Annotated in this window: 18 protein-coding genes and 1 tRNA gene; 9 read left to right on the forward strand and 10 right to left on the reverse strand. The window is 57.1% G+C overall.

What is annotated here, in order from left to right; genetic code table 11:
• The first annotated feature begins 78 nt into the window (after nt 1-78).
• Both C7H10_RS09220 and C7H10_RS09225 read left to right on the forward strand, forming a co-directional pair.
• Complete coding sequence (locus C7H10_RS09220; RefSeq protein WP_106694158.1) at nt 79-1,344, forward strand: hypothetical protein; 1,266 nt, start codon at nt 79-81, stop codon at nt 1,342-1,344.
• Nucleotides 1,341-2,309, forward strand: coding sequence for a phage integrase (locus C7H10_RS09225; protein ID WP_106694637.1), 969 nt, complete (start codon nt 1,341-1,343; stop codon nt 2,307-2,309). Before C7H10_RS09220 ends, C7H10_RS09225 begins: the two co-directional genes overlap by 4 nt.
• A gap of 6 nt (nt 2,310-2,315) precedes the next feature.
• Here C7H10_RS09225 and C7H10_RS09230 read toward each other — a convergent pair whose 3' ends face one another.
• The 6 genes from C7H10_RS09230 to C7H10_RS09255 all read right to left on the reverse strand — a co-directional run bounded on the left by C7H10_RS09230 (nt 2,316) and on the right by C7H10_RS09255 (nt 7,308).
• Nucleotides 2,316-2,804 (reverse strand): hypothetical protein, encoded by a 489-nt coding sequence (locus tag C7H10_RS09230; RefSeq protein WP_106694638.1) that lies wholly within the window; start codon nt 2,802-2,804, stop codon nt 2,316-2,318.
• Nucleotides 2,805-3,326 (reverse strand): ImmA/IrrE family metallo-endopeptidase, encoded by a 522-nt coding sequence (locus C7H10_RS09235; protein WP_106694639.1) that lies wholly within the window; start codon nt 3,324-3,326, stop codon nt 2,805-2,807. It abuts the gene before it with no gap.
• Between the two features lie 196 nt (nt 3,327-3,522).
• Nucleotides 3,523-3,598: transfer RNA gene (locus tag C7H10_RS09240), tRNA-Phe, on the reverse strand.
• Nucleotides 3,599-3,716: 118 nt separating this feature from the next.
• A complete protein-coding gene (locus C7H10_RS09245) occupies nt 3,717-3,989 on the reverse strand; it encodes an oxidative damage protection protein (protein ID WP_061332992.1) in 273 nt (90 codons plus the stop codon).
• A gap of 83 nt (nt 3,990-4,072) precedes the next feature.
• Nucleotides 4,073-5,137, reverse strand: coding sequence for an A/G-specific adenine glycosylase (gene mutY / locus C7H10_RS09250; RefSeq protein WP_106694640.1), 1,065 nt, complete (start codon nt 5,135-5,137; stop codon nt 4,073-4,075).
• Complete coding sequence (locus C7H10_RS09255) at nt 5,134-7,308, reverse strand: AsmA family protein (protein WP_106694641.1); 2,175 nt, start codon at nt 7,306-7,308, stop codon at nt 5,134-5,136. Before C7H10_RS09255 ends, mutY begins: the two co-directional genes overlap by 4 nt.
• Nucleotides 7,309-7,501: 193 nt before the next feature.
• Here C7H10_RS09255 and C7H10_RS09260 point away from each other — a divergent pair, with 193 nt between their 5' ends.
• The 5 genes from C7H10_RS09260 to hisF all read left to right on the forward strand — a co-directional run bounded on the left by C7H10_RS09260 (nt 7,502) and on the right by hisF (nt 11,062).
• Nucleotides 7,502-7,963 (forward strand): SRPBCC family protein, encoded by a 462-nt coding sequence (locus tag C7H10_RS09260; protein ID WP_106694642.1) that lies wholly within the window; start codon nt 7,502-7,504, stop codon nt 7,961-7,963.
• 106 nt (nt 7,964-8,069) lie between these two features.
• Complete coding sequence (gene hisB, locus C7H10_RS09265) at nt 8,070-8,663, forward strand: imidazoleglycerol-phosphate dehydratase HisB (RefSeq protein ID WP_058090483.1); 594 nt, start codon at nt 8,070-8,072, stop codon at nt 8,661-8,663.
• A gap of 27 nt (nt 8,664-8,690) precedes the next feature.
• On the forward strand, nt 8,691-9,332 hold the full coding sequence (gene hisH / locus C7H10_RS09270; RefSeq protein ID WP_106694643.1) for an imidazole glycerol phosphate synthase subunit HisH: 642 nt from the start codon (nt 8,691-8,693) through the stop codon (nt 9,330-9,332).
• Between the two features lie 209 nt (nt 9,333-9,541).
• Nucleotides 9,542-10,279, forward strand: coding sequence for a 1-(5-phosphoribosyl)-5-[(5-phosphoribosylamino)methylideneamino]imidazole-4-carboxamide isomerase (gene hisA / locus C7H10_RS09275; RefSeq protein WP_072676351.1), 738 nt, complete (start codon nt 9,542-9,544; stop codon nt 10,277-10,279).
• Between the two features lie 9 nt (nt 10,280-10,288).
• Nucleotides 10,289-11,062, forward strand: a complete 774-nt coding sequence (gene hisF / locus C7H10_RS09280) for an imidazole glycerol phosphate synthase subunit HisF (RefSeq protein WP_072676352.1) — start codon at nt 10,289-10,291, stop codon at nt 11,060-11,062.
• Here hisF and C7H10_RS09285 read toward each other — a convergent pair.
• The 4 genes from C7H10_RS09285 to gpmI all read right to left on the reverse strand — a co-directional run bounded on the left by C7H10_RS09285 (nt 11,059) and on the right by gpmI (nt 16,060).
• Entirely contained in the window at nt 11,059-11,838 is a 780-nt protein-coding gene (locus C7H10_RS09285; protein ID WP_106695142.1) for a divergent polysaccharide deacetylase family protein, read from the reverse strand. The genes hisF and C7H10_RS09285 overlap by 4 nt on opposite strands.
• Nucleotides 11,839-11,873: 35 nt before the next feature.
• Nucleotides 11,874-13,268, reverse strand: coding sequence for a S41 family peptidase (locus tag C7H10_RS09290; protein WP_106694644.1), 1,395 nt, complete (start codon nt 13,266-13,268; stop codon nt 11,874-11,876).
• 87 nt (nt 13,269-13,355) lie between these two features.
• Nucleotides 13,356-14,459 (reverse strand): murein hydrolase activator EnvC family protein, encoded by a 1,104-nt coding sequence (locus C7H10_RS09295; RefSeq protein WP_106695143.1) that lies wholly within the window; start codon nt 14,457-14,459, stop codon nt 13,356-13,358.
• Between the two features lie 53 nt (nt 14,460-14,512).
• On the reverse strand, nt 14,513-16,060 hold the full coding sequence (gpmI, locus tag C7H10_RS09300) for a 2,3-bisphosphoglycerate-independent phosphoglycerate mutase (RefSeq protein ID WP_106694645.1): 1,548 nt from the start codon (nt 16,058-16,060) through the stop codon (nt 14,513-14,515).
• 217 nt (nt 16,061-16,277) lie between these two features.
• Here gpmI and C7H10_RS09305 point away from each other — a divergent pair, with 217 nt between their 5' ends.
• A complete protein-coding gene (locus tag C7H10_RS09305; protein ID WP_106694646.1) occupies nt 16,278-16,694 on the forward strand; it encodes a rhodanese-like domain-containing protein in 417 nt (138 codons plus the stop codon).
• Between the two features lie 132 nt (nt 16,695-16,826).
• Entirely contained in the window at nt 16,827-17,324 is a 498-nt protein-coding gene (gene secB / locus C7H10_RS09310; protein ID WP_058090491.1) for a protein-export chaperone SecB, read from the forward strand.
• Nucleotides 17,325-17,336 lie beyond the last annotated feature (12 nt).

A 17,336-nucleotide genomic window follows, 5' to 3' on the forward strand; every position in this document is an offset into this window, starting at 1 on the left:
AGAGACGTCCCTGTAACACGTCTCATAGAAAACGACGACAGTCGATTTAACACCACAGACATCCACAGAAGGCCACAGATGAAAATCAAAGACTTTGAAAGAATGGACATCCGAACCGGAGAAATCGGCAAAGGGGATCTGTTCATCGGCCCGGAAGGTCAGCAGGTCAACCTGCAGAACGTTAACGTACTCTGGACCGGCGTAGACACCGTCAGGCAACTGTTTGAGGGAAGACTCAAACCCGAACCCCTGGCCCAGATCGTCGAGGCCTACAACGAAAGCTACGACGCCACCATCACCGTCAAAGACATAGAGTTCAAAGTCCAGTCCGGCAGACGCGGTGGTTTCAAATACATCCTTCAAAACCGGGAATACGGCCTGACCATCCTTCTGCAGAACTTCTACGCCGAACCCGACAACCCCGGCACCCACGTTAAAATTGAAACCTCCCCCAGATGGCTCTATGAACGCTCCAGCCAGCAGATACACGACGAGTTGGCAGAGTGGGGCATGTTCTTCCTGACCGGCATCAAACCCGTTGGCATCGCCTTACATCTGGCTGTCGACTTCCAGGGCTGGGAGCCGCCCCAGGACTTTGCCAGCCACTTCGTTACCCGTGCCAAAACCATCAGCGTCCACAACGGCCTCAGTGACCTGGTGTTCAAAGGCCTGGACGGTGCCACCATCAACGGACGCGGTGAAACCTACACCTTTGGTAAAGCCAACAGCCTCCAGGTGTGCCTCTACGACAAGTCGAAAGAAATCGACGTCTCCGACAAACGCGCCTTCATGGAAAGCATCTGGGAATGCGCCGTGAACGAAGACACCTTCCCGGACACCTGTTACGACCCAGATAAACCCGTCTGGCGCCTGGAAATCCGCTTCCATCACCGGATCGTCAACGAGGTCTCTCAGGGCACACCGAACATGAAGCCCATCTACACCTACATGGACGCGGTTCCGCACCTGACGGGCCTTTGGCAATACGCCCTGAAAGCCAACCGCTATGAGGTCAAACGCGAATGGTGTCACCCCATCTGGACCAAACTGCGTGACGACATCGGCTTCGGCTACAGCGCCCCTGATCTGATGTACAAACGCGCAAAAAAGGAACCCGGTTGCGGCAACGAAAAGAACGTCTCCCTGGCCTTTGGCAATCTCCTGAGCATTTATGCGCGCAACCGATTTAACGCCAGACAGGCCTGGGACTGCCTCAAAAAGTCCGGACTCTGGGAGGACTTGTGTAATTACTACCGACGACGGGAAATCTACGAAAACGAACTCTTCCAGCTCGTCCAGGACGGACTCACGAAACGACGACTACTGACCAAGGTGGCGGCATGATCAAAAAGCTACCATCGGGACGATGGCAGGTAGACATCCAGCCAGGTGGAAGAGGGCAGAAGCGTGTCCGGAAATCCTTTGATGCGAAATCAGAGGCGCTGCGTTTTGAACGTTGGGTGCTCAGTAACCTGGCATCGGGTGAAGAATGGAATCCGAGTCCGGATAAGAGAACCCTGAAAGACCTAATCCAGCAATGGTATGACTCCCACGGGCATACACTAAAAGATGGCGCAAGCCGGAAGAAGAAGCTTGATGACATCGCGCAACGACTGCGAAACCCCAGGGCCACCAGTTTCACGGTTTCAGAGTTTGCCATGTATCGGCGTCTCAGAATGGAGAACGACGGGGTAGGGAAGAACACCCTTAACCATGAACACACGTATTTAAGCGCTGTGTTCAATGAACTGATTCGCCAGGGAGAATGGAGTTACCCAAACCCGCTTAAGAATCTCCGCAAGTTCAAGCTTGATGAGCACGAGCTAACGTTTTTGACCCAGGAGCAAATCTCTCGCCTACTGGAGGAATGCAAGGCATCGTCGAATCCGAGTCTTTACCACGTTACACGGTTGGCTTTAGCAACCGGCGCCAGGTGGTCGGAAGCGGAGGGCGTTACCAGGTCTAATTTCACGCCATACAGGGTGACCTATAACTACACGAAATCTGGTAAATCACGCAGCGTTCCGCTTTCGGAAAAGCTCTACAAAGAACTGATAGAAGAGGTGCCATTCGTCAGCTGTAGCGCGGCATTTCGGAAGGCGATCGAGCGAGCGAAGATTGACCTACCTCGCGGTCAGCTAACCCATGTTTGCCGTCATACCTTTGCGAGTCATTTTGTAATGAAGGGGGGCGATATTCTTACCCTGCAGAAGATCTTGGGGCATTCAGATATCAAGCTTACTATGCGATACGCTCATCTTTCTCCTGACCATCTGGAAATCGTGGTCGGATTAAGCCCTGTTGGCTAAAGTCAATTAGCCGCCTTTGATGTTTTTAATAATTGAACCGACTTCTCGCATGAGCGTTTGTATTGTGCCAACGTCGTCCTCATTGCGCTCATTTTGGTTGGTAAAAGCTGTGACAAACCGCGATGTCGTAACCAGCGTAATTATCCCCAGTACTGAGAAGAAGGTTGCCGGTACGACAGGGATCAAGAATGCAGCTAGCACTAATTTGGTCGGATTTATGTGGCTAGCATCGGAGTGAAAGTGCAGGTAATAGTTATCTGCGAACCGGAACGCAAACCATATTGCTAATGCGAAAAATACAAGCGAAAGCGTTCCCATCAAGCATGCAATGGTTATCGACATAATTCTGGCAGCTTTCTGCCTTTTCAATATCTCTGAGTCAATGCTTTGTTGGTCGCTTGAAAAGTCATACCGCTCGTCGCTTGCCTCATCTCGCTTGGCGTTTTCATCTCCGCCTTCGGCAGCACCAAATGGAGTATCGCTTTCATCAGACATTTACAGAATTCCAAGGTTTTTCAGGCGGTTTTTGATCGCTGTTGGTGACACACCAAAGAAAGAGGCCAAGTCAGAAATGTCGGTCATGGTTTTGGCTTTTTCTCGCACGTAAGCCTCGGGCATCAGTAGCTCTGCAGCAAAGGCGTTCGCGTCGACTTCATCCCAATCTCCATTGGAATTGAACGTAGTATCTCGCTTTCGCTTCTTGCCTGGTGCTACATGTCCCAAAAGGACATGGCCCAGTTCATGAGCAATTGTGAAGCGGTTTCTGTATGGGGGTTCTAGGCCATTGTATGCGCATACGAAACTGCCCGGCGTACCTTCCCGGAATTCTGCATATCCGCTTGCAGAACCAAGTTCTTCATCAAAAGGAGATTTTGTCTCTACGACAATTTTGAAATCCTTTCCATCTTCTTTTTTTACTAATCCCGCTGCTATCCTTTTAGGATCAACAGGGAACTGTTTGTCCCATGCAAACTCGAGGGCTTTTCTAGCGAACTTGACAGCTTTGGAAGATGTCATCTTTGCACCTGTTTGCGCAAATTATCGACTCACACATACTGTATGTTACCACAGTGTTGGAATTTACCTGTGATTGTAGGGCAAGGCAAACCTGTATGGGGCGGCAGTTAAGATCGTCTCGTCAAACTCGGTTGACACTTGGTTGACACCCAGAAACAACAAAGCCCGCACAAGGCGGGCTAAGTCATTGAATTCATGGTGCCCGGAGGCGGAATCGAACCACCGACACGGGGATTTTCAATCCCCTGCTCTACCAACTGAGCTATCCGGGCGTGCTGAGCTATGTGCTGCAACGGGGCGCTATTAAACCGGTTTAGGGTTGGGTAGTCAAGGCCGCCCGGCAAAAATTTTCAGAATCTTTTCCGGTTGTTCAGGCCTTGATCAGTTTGGCTATTTTTCCGGTGGAACGTAGCCTTCAGCCTTGTCGAACGGCTCGTTGTTGAAGAAGCGTTCCATCTGTGCCTGAAGGTATTTCCGGTTGTTCGGGTCCATCATGCTCAGGTGCTTTTCGTTGATCAGCATGGTCTGCTGGTTCTGCCATTCTTCCCAGGCCTGCCTGGAGACGTTGTCATAGATCTCCTGGCCTTTGGGGCCGGGCATGGGGGGCATGGCCAGGCCTTCCATTTCTTTCTGGTATTTGCGGCAGAATACGGTGCGGCTCATGGCGGCTCCTGTGTTGATGTTCAGTTTGGCGAATGATAACAGATCAATTCCGGGTGTGACTTGAGCATCGGCAATTGCTGGGGTCAGAGCAGGGCGGCTTGCTCCGGTTCTGTCAGCAGGGTGCGAATAGGGGCAGGCAAGCCCAGAGACAATGCTTCATCGCGATGCAGCCAGCGGTGCCTGTCGGAATCAGCAATGCCGGATACGTCTATGACTGGCAATCGCGCGGGCTGGATGTGCAGGTGGTAATGGCTGAACGTGTGCCTGAAGCCGGTAATCAGGTCCGGGTTCTGGCAGGTGATGCCCAGTTCTTTCTCACAGGCGTCCTGCAGCTCTTCCGAGCCGTATGCCGGGTCCAGCTCCGGCAGGCTCCACAGGCCGCCCCAGATGCCGCTGGGAGGCCGGCGCTCCAGCAGGATGCGGCCTTCGCCGTCTTCAAGGATCAGCATCCAGGTGGTTTTTTCCGGTTTGGCTTTTTTCGGCTTTGAGCCCGGGTAAAGTTTTACCTCATTGCGCTCCCTGGCTGCACATCCATCACTGATCGGGCAGGAGTCGCAGGCGGGTTTGCTGCGGGTGCACACCATGGCTCCCAGGTCCATGATGGCCTGGGTGTAGTCTCTGGCCCGGTCATCGGGCGTATGGGTTTCTGCGTGTTCCCAGAGTGTATTGAGCACCTGGGTTTGCCCGGGCCAGCCGGGTACGGCGTGATAGCGGGCGAGGACCCGTTTTACATTGCCATCCAGAATGGTGGCCGGTTGTCCGAAGGCTTGGGCAATGATGGCGGCGGCGGTTGAGCGGCCAATGCCGGTGAGGGATTCGAGTTGCTCCTGGGTGCAGGGGAACTCGCCCCCGAATTCCTCAACCACCTGTTTGGCGGCTTTGTGCAGGTTGCGGGCGCGGGCATAGTAGCCCAGGCCGGACCAGTGGCTGAGCACATCGTCTTCTGGCGCGGCGGCCAGGGCATGCACATCCGGAAAGCTTGCCATGAAAGCTTCGAAGTAGGGGATGACAGTGGTGACCTGGGTCTGCTGAAGCATGATCTCAGAGACCCACACCCGGTAGGCGTTGCGGTTATGGTGCCACGGCAGGTTGTGCCTGCCGTGTTGGTCGTACCACGCCAGTAGCTGGTCGGCGAACCGGTCACTCATCGGTTGAACAGCCCCCGAACGGCATCCCGCACACGCTCGCCATCTTCGCCCAGGCGCTTGTCGATTTCCTCGCGAGCCTTCTCCTCGGCCCGCTGCTTGGCGCGATCTGTCTCTTCCCGAACCTTTGCTCGGGCCGCATTGGCGGCGATGTCTTTGAGGGTGTCACGGAAACGTGATCCGTCGAATGAGCACAGGCCTGCGGGGTTCTCAACGAAATTGCCGCGGCACTCCACAGGAATCACGACGTTCTGAACGTATTCGGTTACCCGGCAGGCATTGTCACGGTGAATCTCGCCCACAATTCTGAGGCCCAGTTCGTAATCCAGCTGGCTCTGCTCCATGTCTACCGTGCCATCGCCTTCCAGGCGCATACCGGCGAGTGCGGCAACCAGGTCAGTGTTGTTCAGGGTGTTGCCATCAATTTTCAGGGTGCCACGCATATCGTTGAAGGGGGTGTGGGTGCCCCAGTCGGTGGTGCCCAGGGTTTCCTGGTTGGCCAGAGCAATGCCCTGGCAGGCCATGCGGGTCAGGTTCATGTTGCGCAGCATGCCTTCGGCCAGGTTGAAGCTGATTTCGCCCTTGGCGTTGTTGCGCAGGGTAGAGACGCGGTTGCCGTTGGTGTCGACAGCCACTTTCAGGTTGGCCGCGCCAGACAGCATATCTACTTCGGCAAGGTCGGTAAGCAACGGCAAGGTTTTTACATTGGTCACATCAGAACGAACCCGCCATTTCGGATTGTCTGTGCGGGCATCAATGGTGACGTTGGCGCCGAAGCTGCCGTCATAGAGTTTGCCGCTGAACTCATCCACTTGCAGCAGGCCGTCTTTGGCGGTGGTGCTGGCCTTGATCTCGTTGATGGTCAGGTTGCTGATGATCAGCTCGCCCAGGCCAAAATCGATATCCAGCAGCAGGTCACGAAGGGTTTCCAGTGGCAACAGGTCGCCTTCCGGACCCGCTTCGGCGGTTTGCTGTGGAGCCGCCTCTTCTTCATCGGAGGCTGGCGGCAGGTAACGGTCGGCGTTGATCTTGTCGCCCTGCAGGTTAAAGGTGAGCCCGCCGTTGGTCAGATTGTAGCTGCCGCCGCCGTTGAAGGTGGTGTCATCCAGGGTGATTTTCAGGTCGCTCAGGGCAACGGTGCCCGGCTGGCCGCCAAGGTTGGTGGACAGTGCAATGGCTTTGAGCACATCCGGATCGTCGGTTTCTATTGCCGGCTGGCCCAGATTGCTCAGAAGTTGCTTGAGCGAGAAACTGGCAATCTCCAGGCGGCCATCCAGTGCTGGCTGATCGCCGAAACCCCTGATATTCAGGTTGGTGCTCAGCTTCAGGTTAGCCAGGCTGGCGGTGAAATCGTTTAGAGAGGCGGTTTCCTCCTCCAGATTGGCCTGCAGCGAGCCGGCCACTTCCGCCTTCACGGATTTGCCACCGAACGGTTCGCCGTTCATGTCAAAGACGGCTTTGAGGCCGGATACCGCAAATTCGTTCAGCGCCTGATTGGCGTTCACACGGGCACTGATGCCGCCATCAACAGCAAATTGCGGTTGGGCGGTTTCCACCTTGAAGCGAATGTCGAGGGGGAATTCGGAGCCCAGGGTGATATTGCTGGCGGAAACCGTGAAATCTTGCAGGGTCACAGACTGGCCGGTGCCCAGGTCGTTGTAGTGAATCCGGGCGTTGGTGATTTCGATGTTTTCAACGTTGAAGTCGAGCATCTCGCCGCCCGCGGCTTCCTCGGATGCTGTGTCTGGCTCCGCTGCCGCCGGTTCAGGCGCCTCGGCGGGTTCACCTCCGGGCATGATTCGCGTCCAGTTACCCTCGCCCTGTTCGTTCACCACCAGTCGCGCATCCAGGCCGTCCAGCAGGAAGGTATTCACCCGCGGCGCCATGGCAATCAGCGACCAGAAATCGATCTGGGCAACCAATCGCTCCAGCGCAACCAGCCGCTCGCCTTCCAGAGTGGCCTCGACATCGTTCAGCTCAAGGCCCAGAGGAATGAAGGACCAGCCAATGTCGCCTTCCAGAATTAGATCCAGGTTGGTGTGTTTCTCAACCGCAGCCTCAATCTGGGGCTTGTAAGCATTCGGATTGATGACGGCAACGGCAATGGCAATAGCGGCGACCGCCAGCACAATCAGGGCGATCACGGCATAAAGCGCATAGCGAATAACTTTCATGGTACGAGTTCCTTGTCTTCCCGGCAGGGTGTGGTACCTGACTATTACGGATGAATAACCCAAAGGATAACGCAGGGTTAGTAAATTAACAGTGCAGGAATATGACAATGCGTTAGTCTTGGTTCAAAATACCCTCTTTTCCGAGGCCGGCGCGAACGCCCGGCACATAAATAAGCACAAGAAGGAGTCGGCTGTGGCCATTACCGTATCGATTGAGCTGAACCGGGACCTGGAGATTCCGGCAGGCTATAACGAAGTATTCGATCTGTTGGCAGACGTCCCCAAATCTGCCAGCCACTTCCCGAAAGTAGACAAGCTGGTTGATCTCGGTGGTAACGCCTACCGCTGGGAAATGGAAAAAGTGGGTGTCGACAAGCACGCCATCCAGTCTGTGTATGCCTGCACCTATCACGCAGACAAAGACAACGGAAAGATCACCTGGGAGCCGGTAAAAGGCGAAGGCAACGGCGTGGTCAGCGGCGCCTGGACACTCACTGCCAACGGCGACAACTCAACCAAAGTGCGTTTCCAGACCAGCGCCCAACTGACAGTGCCCCTGCCCAGCCTGCTCAAGCTGGCCATCAGCCCGGTCATCAAACACGAGTTCAACAGCCTTGTAGACACCTACATGAACAACCTGAAGAACGCGTTCTGAGCTATCAGGGCGATTGATGCGGTTGCGGGACTCCGGCTGTGTTAACAGGTATAATCTGCGAATTGAATGTTTACAGTAGCAAGCCTGTTTTCTAGACGGAGTCTCCATGGCTGAACGCAAGGCTCGGGTAGAGCGAAATACCCTTGAAACCCAGATCTCTGTCGAGATCAACCTCGATGGCACCGGCAAAGCCTGCTTTGACACCGGCGTGCCCTTCCTTGAGCACATGATGGACCAGATTGCCCGCCACGGCCTGGTAGACCTGGACATCACCTGCAAGGGCGACCTGCACATCGACGATCACCACACCGTGGAAGACATCGGCATCACCCTCGGCCAGGCTTTCAAACAGGCTGTTGGCGACAAAAAAGGCATCCGCCGTTACGGCCACGCCTACGTGCCCCTGGACGAAGCCCTGTCCCGCGTGGTCATCGACCTCTCCGGCCGCCCCGGTTTGCTCATGGACGTACCCTACACCCGCGCCAGCGTGGGCGGGTTTGACGTCGACCTGTTTGCAGAGTTCTTCCAGGGCTTTGTCAACCACTCCATGGTGACCCTGCACATCGACAACCTGAAGGGCAAGAACACCCACCACCAGATCGAAACCGTGTTCAAAGCCTTCGGCCGCGCACTGCGCATGGCGATTGAAATGGACGAGCGCATGGCGGGCATCACCCCGTCCACCAAAGGCGCCCTGTAACCGGTCACCGAAAGGAACAGATACACCATGAAGACCGTCGCCATCATCGACTACGGCATGGGCAACCTGCATTCCGCCCGCAAAGCCGTAGAGCACGTGGCCCCGGACTGCACCGTGCTGGTTACAGACGATGCCGCCAAAATCCGCGAAGCCGACCGGGTGATCCTGCCCGGCGTTGGCGCCATCCGCGACTGCATGGCCGAAATGCACCGTTTGGGCGTGGTTGAACTTGTTAAAGAAGTCTCTCAGGACCGCCCGTTCCTCGGCATCTGCGTCGGCATGCAGGCATTGATGGCCCGCAGCGAAGAAAACGGCGGCGTGGAAGGCATAGGCCTGTTTCCGTCCGAAGTCCGCTACTTTGGTGACAACCTCACCGAAAACGGCGAACGCCTGAAAGTGCCCCACATGGGCTGGAACCAGGTGTACCACACCGTAGACCACCCGCTCTGGCACAACATCCCGGACGGCGACCGCTTCTACTTTGTGCACAGTTACTACGCCGAAGCCGAAGGCAACGCCGACATGGCCGGCCGCACCCGTTACGGTGTCGACCTGGCTGCGGCGGTTGCAAAAGACAACATATTTGCAGCGCAGTTCCACCCGGAAAAAAGCGCCCGGGCAGGCCTGCAGTTGCTGGAAAACTTCACGAACTGGACTGGAAAAAGCTGAGGGAGAAACTCGTTCGTTGCTGCTCGGATGATTTTGCGGGCAAGAAACGAGTAGCCCGCTGATGCGGGGAGAGCCCTCCGGGACTGTCTGCAGCAAGGATGCTGCAGTCAAGCGTACACGGACGTATTCACAGCGTGTCCCGGAGGGCTCTCCCCGTGGCAGTGGGCGGGCGGCCATCTCCCAGACGGCAAACTCCGAGGAAGAACAAAATGCTGATTATCCCCGCTATCGACCTGAAAGACGGCAAATGCGTAAGACTGCGCCAGGGCCGCATGGAAGACTCCACCGTATTCGGTGACGACCCCGTCGACATGGCCACCAAATGGGTCAACGCCGGCGCCCGCCGCCTGCACCTTGTCGACCTCAATGGTGCCTTCGCCGGCGAACCCGTCAACGGCGAAATTGTCAAAGCCATTGCGGTAAAGTACCCGAACCTGCCCATCCAGATCGGCGGCGGTATCCGCTCCGCCGAAACCATCGAAGCTTACCTCAAGGCCGGAGTGCAGTGGGTCATCATCGGCACCAAAGCCGTTAAAGAGCCTGAATTCGTCACCCAAATGTGCAAAGAATTCCCCGGCCACATCATCGTCGGCCTGGACGCCAAAGACGGCCGCGTCGCCACCGACGGCTGGGCCGAAGTCTCCGAAGTCATGGCGGTAGACCTCGCCAAGCGCTTCGCCAACGACGGCGTATCCTCCATTGTTTACACCGACATCGCCCGCGACGGCATGATGCAGGGCGTGAACGTGGAAGCCACCGCCAAACTGGCGGAAGAGGGCGGCATCCCGGTGATCGCCTCCGGCGGCGTCACCAACATGGACGACCTCAAGCGCCTGGCCACCGTAGCGGACAAAGGCGTGATCGGCGCCATCACCGGCCGAGCCATCTACGAAGGCACCCTGGATGTGGCCGAAGCGCAAGCCTACTGCGACAGCCTGAAAAACTGAGGACAGATCATGGCACTGGCAAAACGCATCATTCCCTGCCTGGACGTCGACAAAGGCCGCGTGGTTAAAGGCGTCAACTTCGTGGATATCCGCGATGCCGGCGATCCTGTTGAAGTGGCCCGACGCTACAACGAACAGGGCGCGGACGAAATCACCTTCCTGGACATCACCGCCAGCAGTGAAAGCCGAGACACCACCTACGAAACCGTAGAGCGCATGGCCGCAGAAGTGTTTATCCCGCTGACCGTGGGCGGCGGCGTGCGCACCGTTGACGACATACGCAAGCTGCTGAATGCTGGTGCCGACAAGGTGTCCATCAACACGGCTGCGGTCTTCAATCCGGAATTCGTGAAAGAAGCTGCCGAGCGTTTTGGTCGCCAGTGCATCGTGGTCGCCATTGACGCCAAGCGCGTGAGTGCAGAAGGCGAAGAACCCCGCTGGGAAATCTTCACCCACGGTGGCCGCAAGCCCACCGGCCTGGATGCCGTTGAATGGGCCAAAAAGATGGTGGATCTGGGGGCGGGTGAACTGCTGCTGACCAGCATGGACCGCGACGGCACCAAGATCGGTTTTGATCTGGGGCTGACACGAGCCATCAGCGATGCTGTGGCGGTGCCGGTGATTGCCTCAGGTGGTGTGGGTGAGCTGCAGCATCTGGCGGATGGTGTTACTCAGGGTGGTGCCGATGCGGTACTGGCAGCCTCCATCTTCCACTTCGGCCAGCACACCATTCCCGAGGCCAAGGCCTTTATGAAGGCACAGGGTATCGAAGTTCGGGATTAATCCCCTTTAGCGTAGGCAGGCCGAATGGCCTGCTTCTCGCCTTCCGCAAACATCTCCCGGTTGCCATTACGCATGGCCCAGATGCCGCTCACGGTCGCGACGGCTATGCCCTGTTCATCCAGTTTCGGCAAGTGCTTCTCCAGATAATCCACAGTCACTTTGTGAGGGTGGCCGATGCCGATGGCCGTGCCTTTTTCTTTGGCGGTTTTGATCAGAAGCTGGAACTGGTGGTCGACAAATTCTTCGGTTTGTTCGTGGTCCAGGAATACGTCCCGGGTCAGGCTGGGAATCTGGTAGGCCTGTGCCACTTGCCCTGCGATGGAGTTGGCGATGGTACGGCTGTCAACAAAATACACCGGGTATCGGTAAAGCTCCTTCATCACCCAGTCCATAGGCTGCAATTGCTGGGTAAGCAGGCTGCCCATGTGGTTGTTCACCCCGCTGACATGGGGAATGGACTGCAGCGAGCGCCTCAGAGTTTTGGTCAGGGTCGCTTCGTCCATATCCGGTGTCAGCCCCCCGGGCCCCAGCCCAAAGTGCCGGGTATTGGCCATCGGCGCATGCAGCATGATTTCCTTGTTCTGCTGATAGGCGAGCTTGGCGAGAGAGGTAGTGTGTTTGCGGAAGGGCAGGAAGGCCAGTGTCAGCGGCTGTTCCATCTGCGCCAGCCGCTGCCCTTCGTACAGGTTATGGCCCATATCATCGATGATAATAGCAATCGTCGGGGGATACTGATCTCCCCCGGGGCTCGCGGCAAAGACTGCCGGCCCGACCATCAAGCCGGCCAGCAGAATAACGGTTTTCAATAGCCTCACTGATTTTTGCCCTGATCCCGCCGGTTGAGAATGTTCATGCCTTTCAGTAGGTTCAGCGCGGAACGCAGCTGGTAATCGCGCTCAGCTGCAGAAGCCGGAGTTTCGGCTTGCTGTTGCCGTTCCAGGCGTTCCTGTTCCTCATCCTGACCTTGCAGGTGGCCGCTCAGGTCTGCCTCGGTAAAGAAGGGACGTCCGTCAAGTTCGGTCAGCTCGGCGGGGCGAACTTCGATGTCTGGCTTGATGCCGGTGGCCTGGATCGAGCGGCCTTCCGGTGTGTAGTAGCGGGCGGTGGTCATCTTGATAGCGTGGGTTTCGTCCAGCGGGATAACGGTTTGCACGCTGCCCTTGCCGAACGACTTGGTGCCCATAATCACCGCACGGCCGTGGTCCTGCAGCGCACCGGCCAGGATCTCGGAGGCGGAGGCCGAGCCACCGTTGATCAGAACAACGATGGGGGTGCCTTCCATAATGTCGCCGGCTTTGGCGCTGAAGCGAAGCCGCGAGCTCTGGATGCGCCCCTCGGTGTAAACAATCAGCCCTTCATCCAGCAAGGCGTCTGCGGTTTCGACGGCTGCCTGCAATACGCCGCCGGGATTGTTGCGAACGTCGATAATCAGGCCATCCAGGTCGCCGCCATATTCTTCTTCCAGTTTGGTCAGGGCTTGGCGGAATTGCCGTCCTGTTTCGGCCTGGAACTGGGTAATCCGCACATAGCCGTAACCGTTTTCAATCATCCGGGATTTAACGCTGGTTACCTTGATGACATCGCGGGTAACGTCGATCTCGATCGGGGCGCTCTCGCCTTCCCGCATGATGGTCAGGGTCAGTACCGTGCCCGGTTTGCCGCGCATGAGTTTCACGGCTTCCTCAAGCGACATGCCTTTGACCGGCTTTTCGTCCAGTTTGATGATCAGGTCACCTGCCAGTACGCCGGCTTTGTGAGCGGGGGTGTCGTCAATGGGTGCAATGACTTTTACAAAGCCGTTTTCCATACCCACTTCAATGCCCAGACCGCCAAACTCACCGGAGGTGCTTTCTTCCAGTTCCTCGTAATCCTTGGGGGCAAGGTAGGTGGAGTGGGGGTCCAGGTCAGACAGCATGCCTTTGATGGCGCTTTCGAGGAGTTTGCGGTCTGACACTTCTTCCACGTAGGCGGCTTTAATGCGGCTGAAGACTTCGGTGAACTTCCTCAGGTCATCCAGGGGCAGTTGTTCTTCCGGGTCAGGGAGCTGAATCTGTACCCGCTCGCCGTTCTGGATGCCTTCCAGAATCTGCTGGGTCTGGGCTTCCTGGTCTTGTGCCAGGGCCAGTCCGGGGGCGGCCAGACAACAGGTCGCAAGTGCGATGGCGCGTAGTGGTGAGATCTGGAGAGTACTTCTAACCCGTTTCATTCACATATCCTGTTGTGTTTCCGCAAGTTGGACCAGCTAGGCTCCCGACAGTATGGCGCCCGGCGCGGTGTTTGTCAGCCCTTTGGTTCAGGGTTTGCCAAGCCAGCTGCGGGGGTTGACCGGTTTGCCGTTCTGGCGCACTTCAAAATACACCGCCGGATCTTCCGTGCCTCCGGTGCGCCCGGCCAGGGCAATGGTTTCGCCAGCACCTACCCAGTCCCCGGGGGCGGTGAACAGGCTGCTGCTATGACCATACAATGTCATATATCCGTCGCCGTGGTCGATGATGGTCATCAGACCAAAACCGCGAAGCCAGTTGGCGAAAACGACGCGGCCGTAGTGCACGGCTTTGACCTCGGCTTCTTCCGAGGTGTTCATGATGAGGCCATTACGGCGAAGCTTGCCATCGGCGTAGGTTGCACCGTAGTTACTCACAACCCGGCCCTGGACCGGCCATGGCAGGCGGTTACGCAGTGATTTGAAGGGGCGCGACTCGTTGGGGGCGGGAATGCTGGCAATGGCTTCCTGAACCTCTTCCAGCAGCCGCTCCAGACGTTTGCGGTCTGCCTCCAGATCATCCCGCTCGCCGCGGCGGGTGCGGATGTCGGCATTCAGGGCCGCCAGGGTTTGCTCGCGCTCCTTGCGGGTGTCCGCCAGTTGCTTCTGGCGCTGCTCAAGGTTGCTTTCGGTTTTCGCCAATTCCACCCGGCTGGCCTGGACAGCCGCGCGGGCGGCTTTGAGTTCCTGAAGACTGGCCAGGAAGGCTTCAAGCCGTTCAACGGTATCTTTGCTGAGATATTCGTAGTAGGTCAGGGTGCGGGCGATCATGCCCGGCTCGATTTCATTAAGAAGAACTTTCAGGGCTGGTGCATCGCCTTCCATCCAGGCGGCGCGTATTTGTTTCTTCAGGCTGTCCCGTTGTTTGTCGAGGGTCTCGGCCAGTTCATTTTCCTGCGTCTGCAGTTCGCCAAGCCGTTGCTGCTGTTCATCCGCCCGGGCCCGAAGTTCGCGGCGCTCACGGGTCAGGTCGCTGATTCTGCGTTCGGTGGCAACCAGCTGCTTTTCAAGGTCGGACCGGTTCTTCTCGGCGCTGACCAGCCATTTGTCGATAGTGGCGATACGCTTTTTAAGCGCTTCGACCTGGGCCGGCGTGACCTCCTGCTGGGCGTGCAGTGGCGTGACCCCCAGCATGAGGGCCACTACCAGTATGGCGAGCCGCGTGAACACGTATTCCGGCAGCCGGGTCAGCTGAAATCGACCAGGCTGTGCCCGGACATTTCCTTTGGCTTTTCGTCGCCCATCAGGGCGAGCAAGGTCGGTGCAATATCGCACAGGCTGCCGTCATCCTTGAGAGTGACCTTGCGGTGGCCGGTATAAACCAGCGGCACCGGGCCGATGGTGTGGGAGGTGTGCAGCTGGCCTGAGTTCGGGTCGGTCATCTGCTCACAGTTGCCGTGGTCGGCGGTAATCAGCGCTTCACCGCCCACCTCGTCCAAAGCTTCCACCACCCGCTGCACGCACTGGTCCAGGCACTCAGCGGCTTTGATGGCGGCGTCCAGTTTGCCGGTATGGCCAACCATGTCGCCGTTAGCGTAGTTGCATACGATCAGGTCGTACTTGCCGCTCTTGATGGCTTCGACCAGCTTGTCGGTGACTTCCGGTGCGCTCATTTCCGGCTGCAGGTCGTAGGTGGCGACTTTCGGGGACGGCACCAGAATGCGGTCTTCGCCTTCAAACGGGGTTTCCAGGCCGCCGTTGAAGAAGAAGGTGACGTGGGCGTACTTTTCGGTTTCAGCGATGCGCAACTGGGTCTTGCCAAGCGCGGCCATATATTCACCCAGGCCGTTGCTCAGCTGCTCCGGCGGGTAGGCGCAGGAGGTTTTGATGTCTGCCGCGTACTCGGTCAGCATGACAAAGTCGGCCAGTGCCGGGTGCTTTCGGCGGTCAAAGCCGTCGAAGTCCTGTTCCACGAAGGTGCGGGTCATTTCCCGTGCGCGGTCGGCCCGGAAGTTCATGAACAGTACCGAATCGCCGTCGTTGATGGTGCCTTCCGGCTGGCCTTCGGCGCGAATGTGAGTGGCTTTTACGAACTCGTCGTTTTCGCCCCGCTCATAGGCTTGATCCAGCGCGGTGAGCGGATCTTCAAACGTGAATTCCGCCTCGCCCAACGTCATGGCGTTGTAAGCGGCTTCCACCCGATCCCAGCGGTTGTCGCGGTCCATGGCAAAGTAGCGGCCCACGATAGTCGCCACCCGGCCAACGCCCAGGGCTTTCATTTTGGTTGCGGCTTTTTCCAGGGACGGGCGAGCACTGCGCGGGGGCATGTCGCGGCCGTCCAGGAACGCATGAATGTACACCTCTTTGGCACCACGGGCCGCGGCAACCTCTGCGGCAGCCAGCATATGGTCCTCGTGGCTGTGTACGCCGCCGGGGGACAACAGGCCCATGATGTGAACGGCCTTGCCATTGGCTACGGCTTTATCAATGGCGTTGCACAGGGCGTCGTTGCTCTGGAACTTGCCGTCTTCAAGGTCTTTGTCGATACGCGTCAGGCTTTGATAGACCACCCGGCCGGCACCCAGGTTCATGTGGCCTACTTCGGAGTTGCCCATCTGGCCCTGGGGCAGGCCCACAAACATCCCTGAGGTGTTGATCAGGGTCTTGGGCTGATTCTGCCAGAGCTTGTCCCAGAACGGAGTCTGGGCGTTGGAAATGGCATTGTCTTCAGCCGGGTCCCGGTGGCCCCAGCCGTCGAGAATAATCAGTGCAGTGGGCTTGCGCGTGTCGGTCATCATTTCGTCCGGTTGATTGCGAAAGTAACGGATTTGAAGTGGGTCAGATTGTAACCGTTTTCATTTGCGCAGGCCACGTAAGGGCGCACATCGGTATCATGCATTGGCACTATGGTTTGAGGCTCGGGGCTTGCAGCCTGCCGGCGAAGACGCTTGCCTTCTTTGAGTCGTTACGGGTGTGTATAATCCCGCCAAATCAAATTTTCAGGGTAGTTTCATGGACCGCTTGTTTGAATTCGTAGTCAATCATTACATTCTGGTATCACTGTTCGTGGCATTCCTGGTGGCCATTCTGGTGTTGGAATCCCGGCGGGGTGGCACCAAAATTTCGGCTCAGGGTGCCGTTACTTTGATCAACAAGGATGAGGCGGTAGTGGTGGATATCCGGGATCGCAAGGAGTTTGGCGAAGGTCGCATTACCGGCTCCATCAATATCCCGTTGAACAGCCTCAAGAGCCGCGCCAATGAGTTAAGCAAGTTCAAAGACAAGCAGATTATTGTGGCGGACAAAATGGGCCAGCATTCGGCCATGGCGGTCAAGCAGCTGAATGCTGAGGGCTACGCCAATGTGGTGCGCCTGAATGGAGGTATCACCGATTGGAGAGCCAGCAATCTGCCGCTGGTGAAAAAGTAACAGGGCTTGATCTGATTGCCGATCTGTCGCACTGTTTCACATTACCTGCCGGGACCACGCAGTAGACTGTTTCGGCTCACGTGACCATAACAACGGGCTGTTGCCCTTTTTACCAGAACGAAAGGACTGATCATGGCTGAGAATCAGCAAGCCGCAGGCACCGAAAACCAGAACCAACCCCAGTTTGCCCTTCAGCGCATTTATGTGAAGGACCTGTCTTTTGAGTCCCCGAACGCTCCCCTGGTGTTTCAGGAGCAGTGGAAGCCGCAGGTGAACCTGGATCTGAATACCGCCCACAACAAGATCAGTGATAATCAGTATGAAGTGGTGCTGTCGCTGACCGTGACTGCCAAGGTCGGCGAGAAGGTTGCCTACATCGTTGAGATCCAGCAGGCCGGTGTATTCATGGTGTCTGGCATTGAAGGCCCGCAGCTCGGTCAGATGCTGGGCGCGTACTGCCCGACCATTCTGTTCCCCTACGCCCGCGAAGCCATCGACGGCATCGTCAACAAGGGCAGCTTCCCGGCCCTTATGCTGGCGCCGGTGAACTTTGACGCCATCTACGCCCAGGCGCTGAAGCGCAAGCAGGAAGAGGCGGCAGGTGAGGCCAAGGAAGAGCAGACTCACTAAACGTTTGGTTTT

Origin of the sequence: Marinobacter shengliensis (genome assembly GCF_003007715.1) — a bacterium.
Lineage (GTDB): Bacteria > Pseudomonadota > Gammaproteobacteria > Pseudomonadales > Oleiphilaceae > Marinobacter > Marinobacter shengliensis.

Excerpts from the sequence above, each read along its gene's own strand:
- C7H10_RS09220 (WP_106694158.1), top strand. The coding sequence starts at position 79 with ATGAAAATCAAAGACTTTGAAAGAATGGACATCCGAACCGGAGAAATC.
- C7H10_RS09225 (WP_106694637.1), top strand. The coding sequence starts at position 1,341 with ATGATCAAAAAGCTACCATCGGGACGATGGCAGGTAGACATCCAGCCA.
- C7H10_RS09230 (WP_106694638.1), bottom strand. The coding sequence starts at position 2,804 with ATGTCTGATGAAAGCGATACTCCATTTGGTGCTGCCGAAGGCGGAGAT.
- C7H10_RS09235 (WP_106694639.1), bottom strand. The coding sequence starts at position 3,326 with ATGACATCTTCCAAAGCTGTCAAGTTCGCTAGAAAAGCCCTCGAGTTT.
- C7H10_RS09245 (WP_061332992.1), bottom strand. The coding sequence starts at position 3,989 with ATGAGCCGCACCGTATTCTGCCGCAAATACCAGAAAGAAATGGAAGGC.
- mutY (WP_106694640.1), bottom strand. The coding sequence starts at position 5,137 with ATGAGTGACCGGTTCGCCGACCAGCTACTGGCGTGGTACGACCAACAC.
- C7H10_RS09255 (WP_106694641.1), bottom strand. The coding sequence starts at position 7,308 with ATGAAAGTTATTCGCTATGCGCTTTATGCCGTGATCGCCCTGATTGTG.
- hisB (WP_058090483.1), top strand. The coding sequence starts at position 8,070 with ATGGCTGAACGCAAGGCTCGGGTAGAGCGAAATACCCTTGAAACCCAG.
- hisH (WP_106694643.1), top strand. The coding sequence starts at position 8,691 with ATGAAGACCGTCGCCATCATCGACTACGGCATGGGCAACCTGCATTCC.
- hisA (WP_072676351.1), top strand. The coding sequence starts at position 9,542 with ATGCTGATTATCCCCGCTATCGACCTGAAAGACGGCAAATGCGTAAGA.
- hisF (WP_072676352.1), top strand. The coding sequence starts at position 10,289 with ATGGCACTGGCAAAACGCATCATTCCCTGCCTGGACGTCGACAAAGGC.
- C7H10_RS09285 (WP_106695142.1), bottom strand. The coding sequence starts at position 11,838 with ATGGTCGGGCCGGCAGTCTTTGCCGCGAGCCCCGGGGGAGATCAGTAT.
- C7H10_RS09290 (WP_106694644.1), bottom strand. The coding sequence starts at position 13,268 with ATGAAACGGGTTAGAAGTACTCTCCAGATCTCACCACTACGCGCCATC.
- C7H10_RS09295 (WP_106695143.1), bottom strand. The coding sequence starts at position 14,459 with ATGCTGGGGGTCACGCCACTGCACGCCCAGCAGGAGGTCACGCCGGCC.
- gpmI (WP_106694645.1), bottom strand. The coding sequence starts at position 16,060 with ATGACCGACACGCGCAAGCCCACTGCACTGATTATTCTCGACGGCTGG.
- C7H10_RS09305 (WP_106694646.1), top strand. The coding sequence starts at position 16,278 with ATGGACCGCTTGTTTGAATTCGTAGTCAATCATTACATTCTGGTATCA.
- secB (WP_058090491.1), top strand. The coding sequence starts at position 16,827 with ATGGCTGAGAATCAGCAAGCCGCAGGCACCGAAAACCAGAACCAACCC.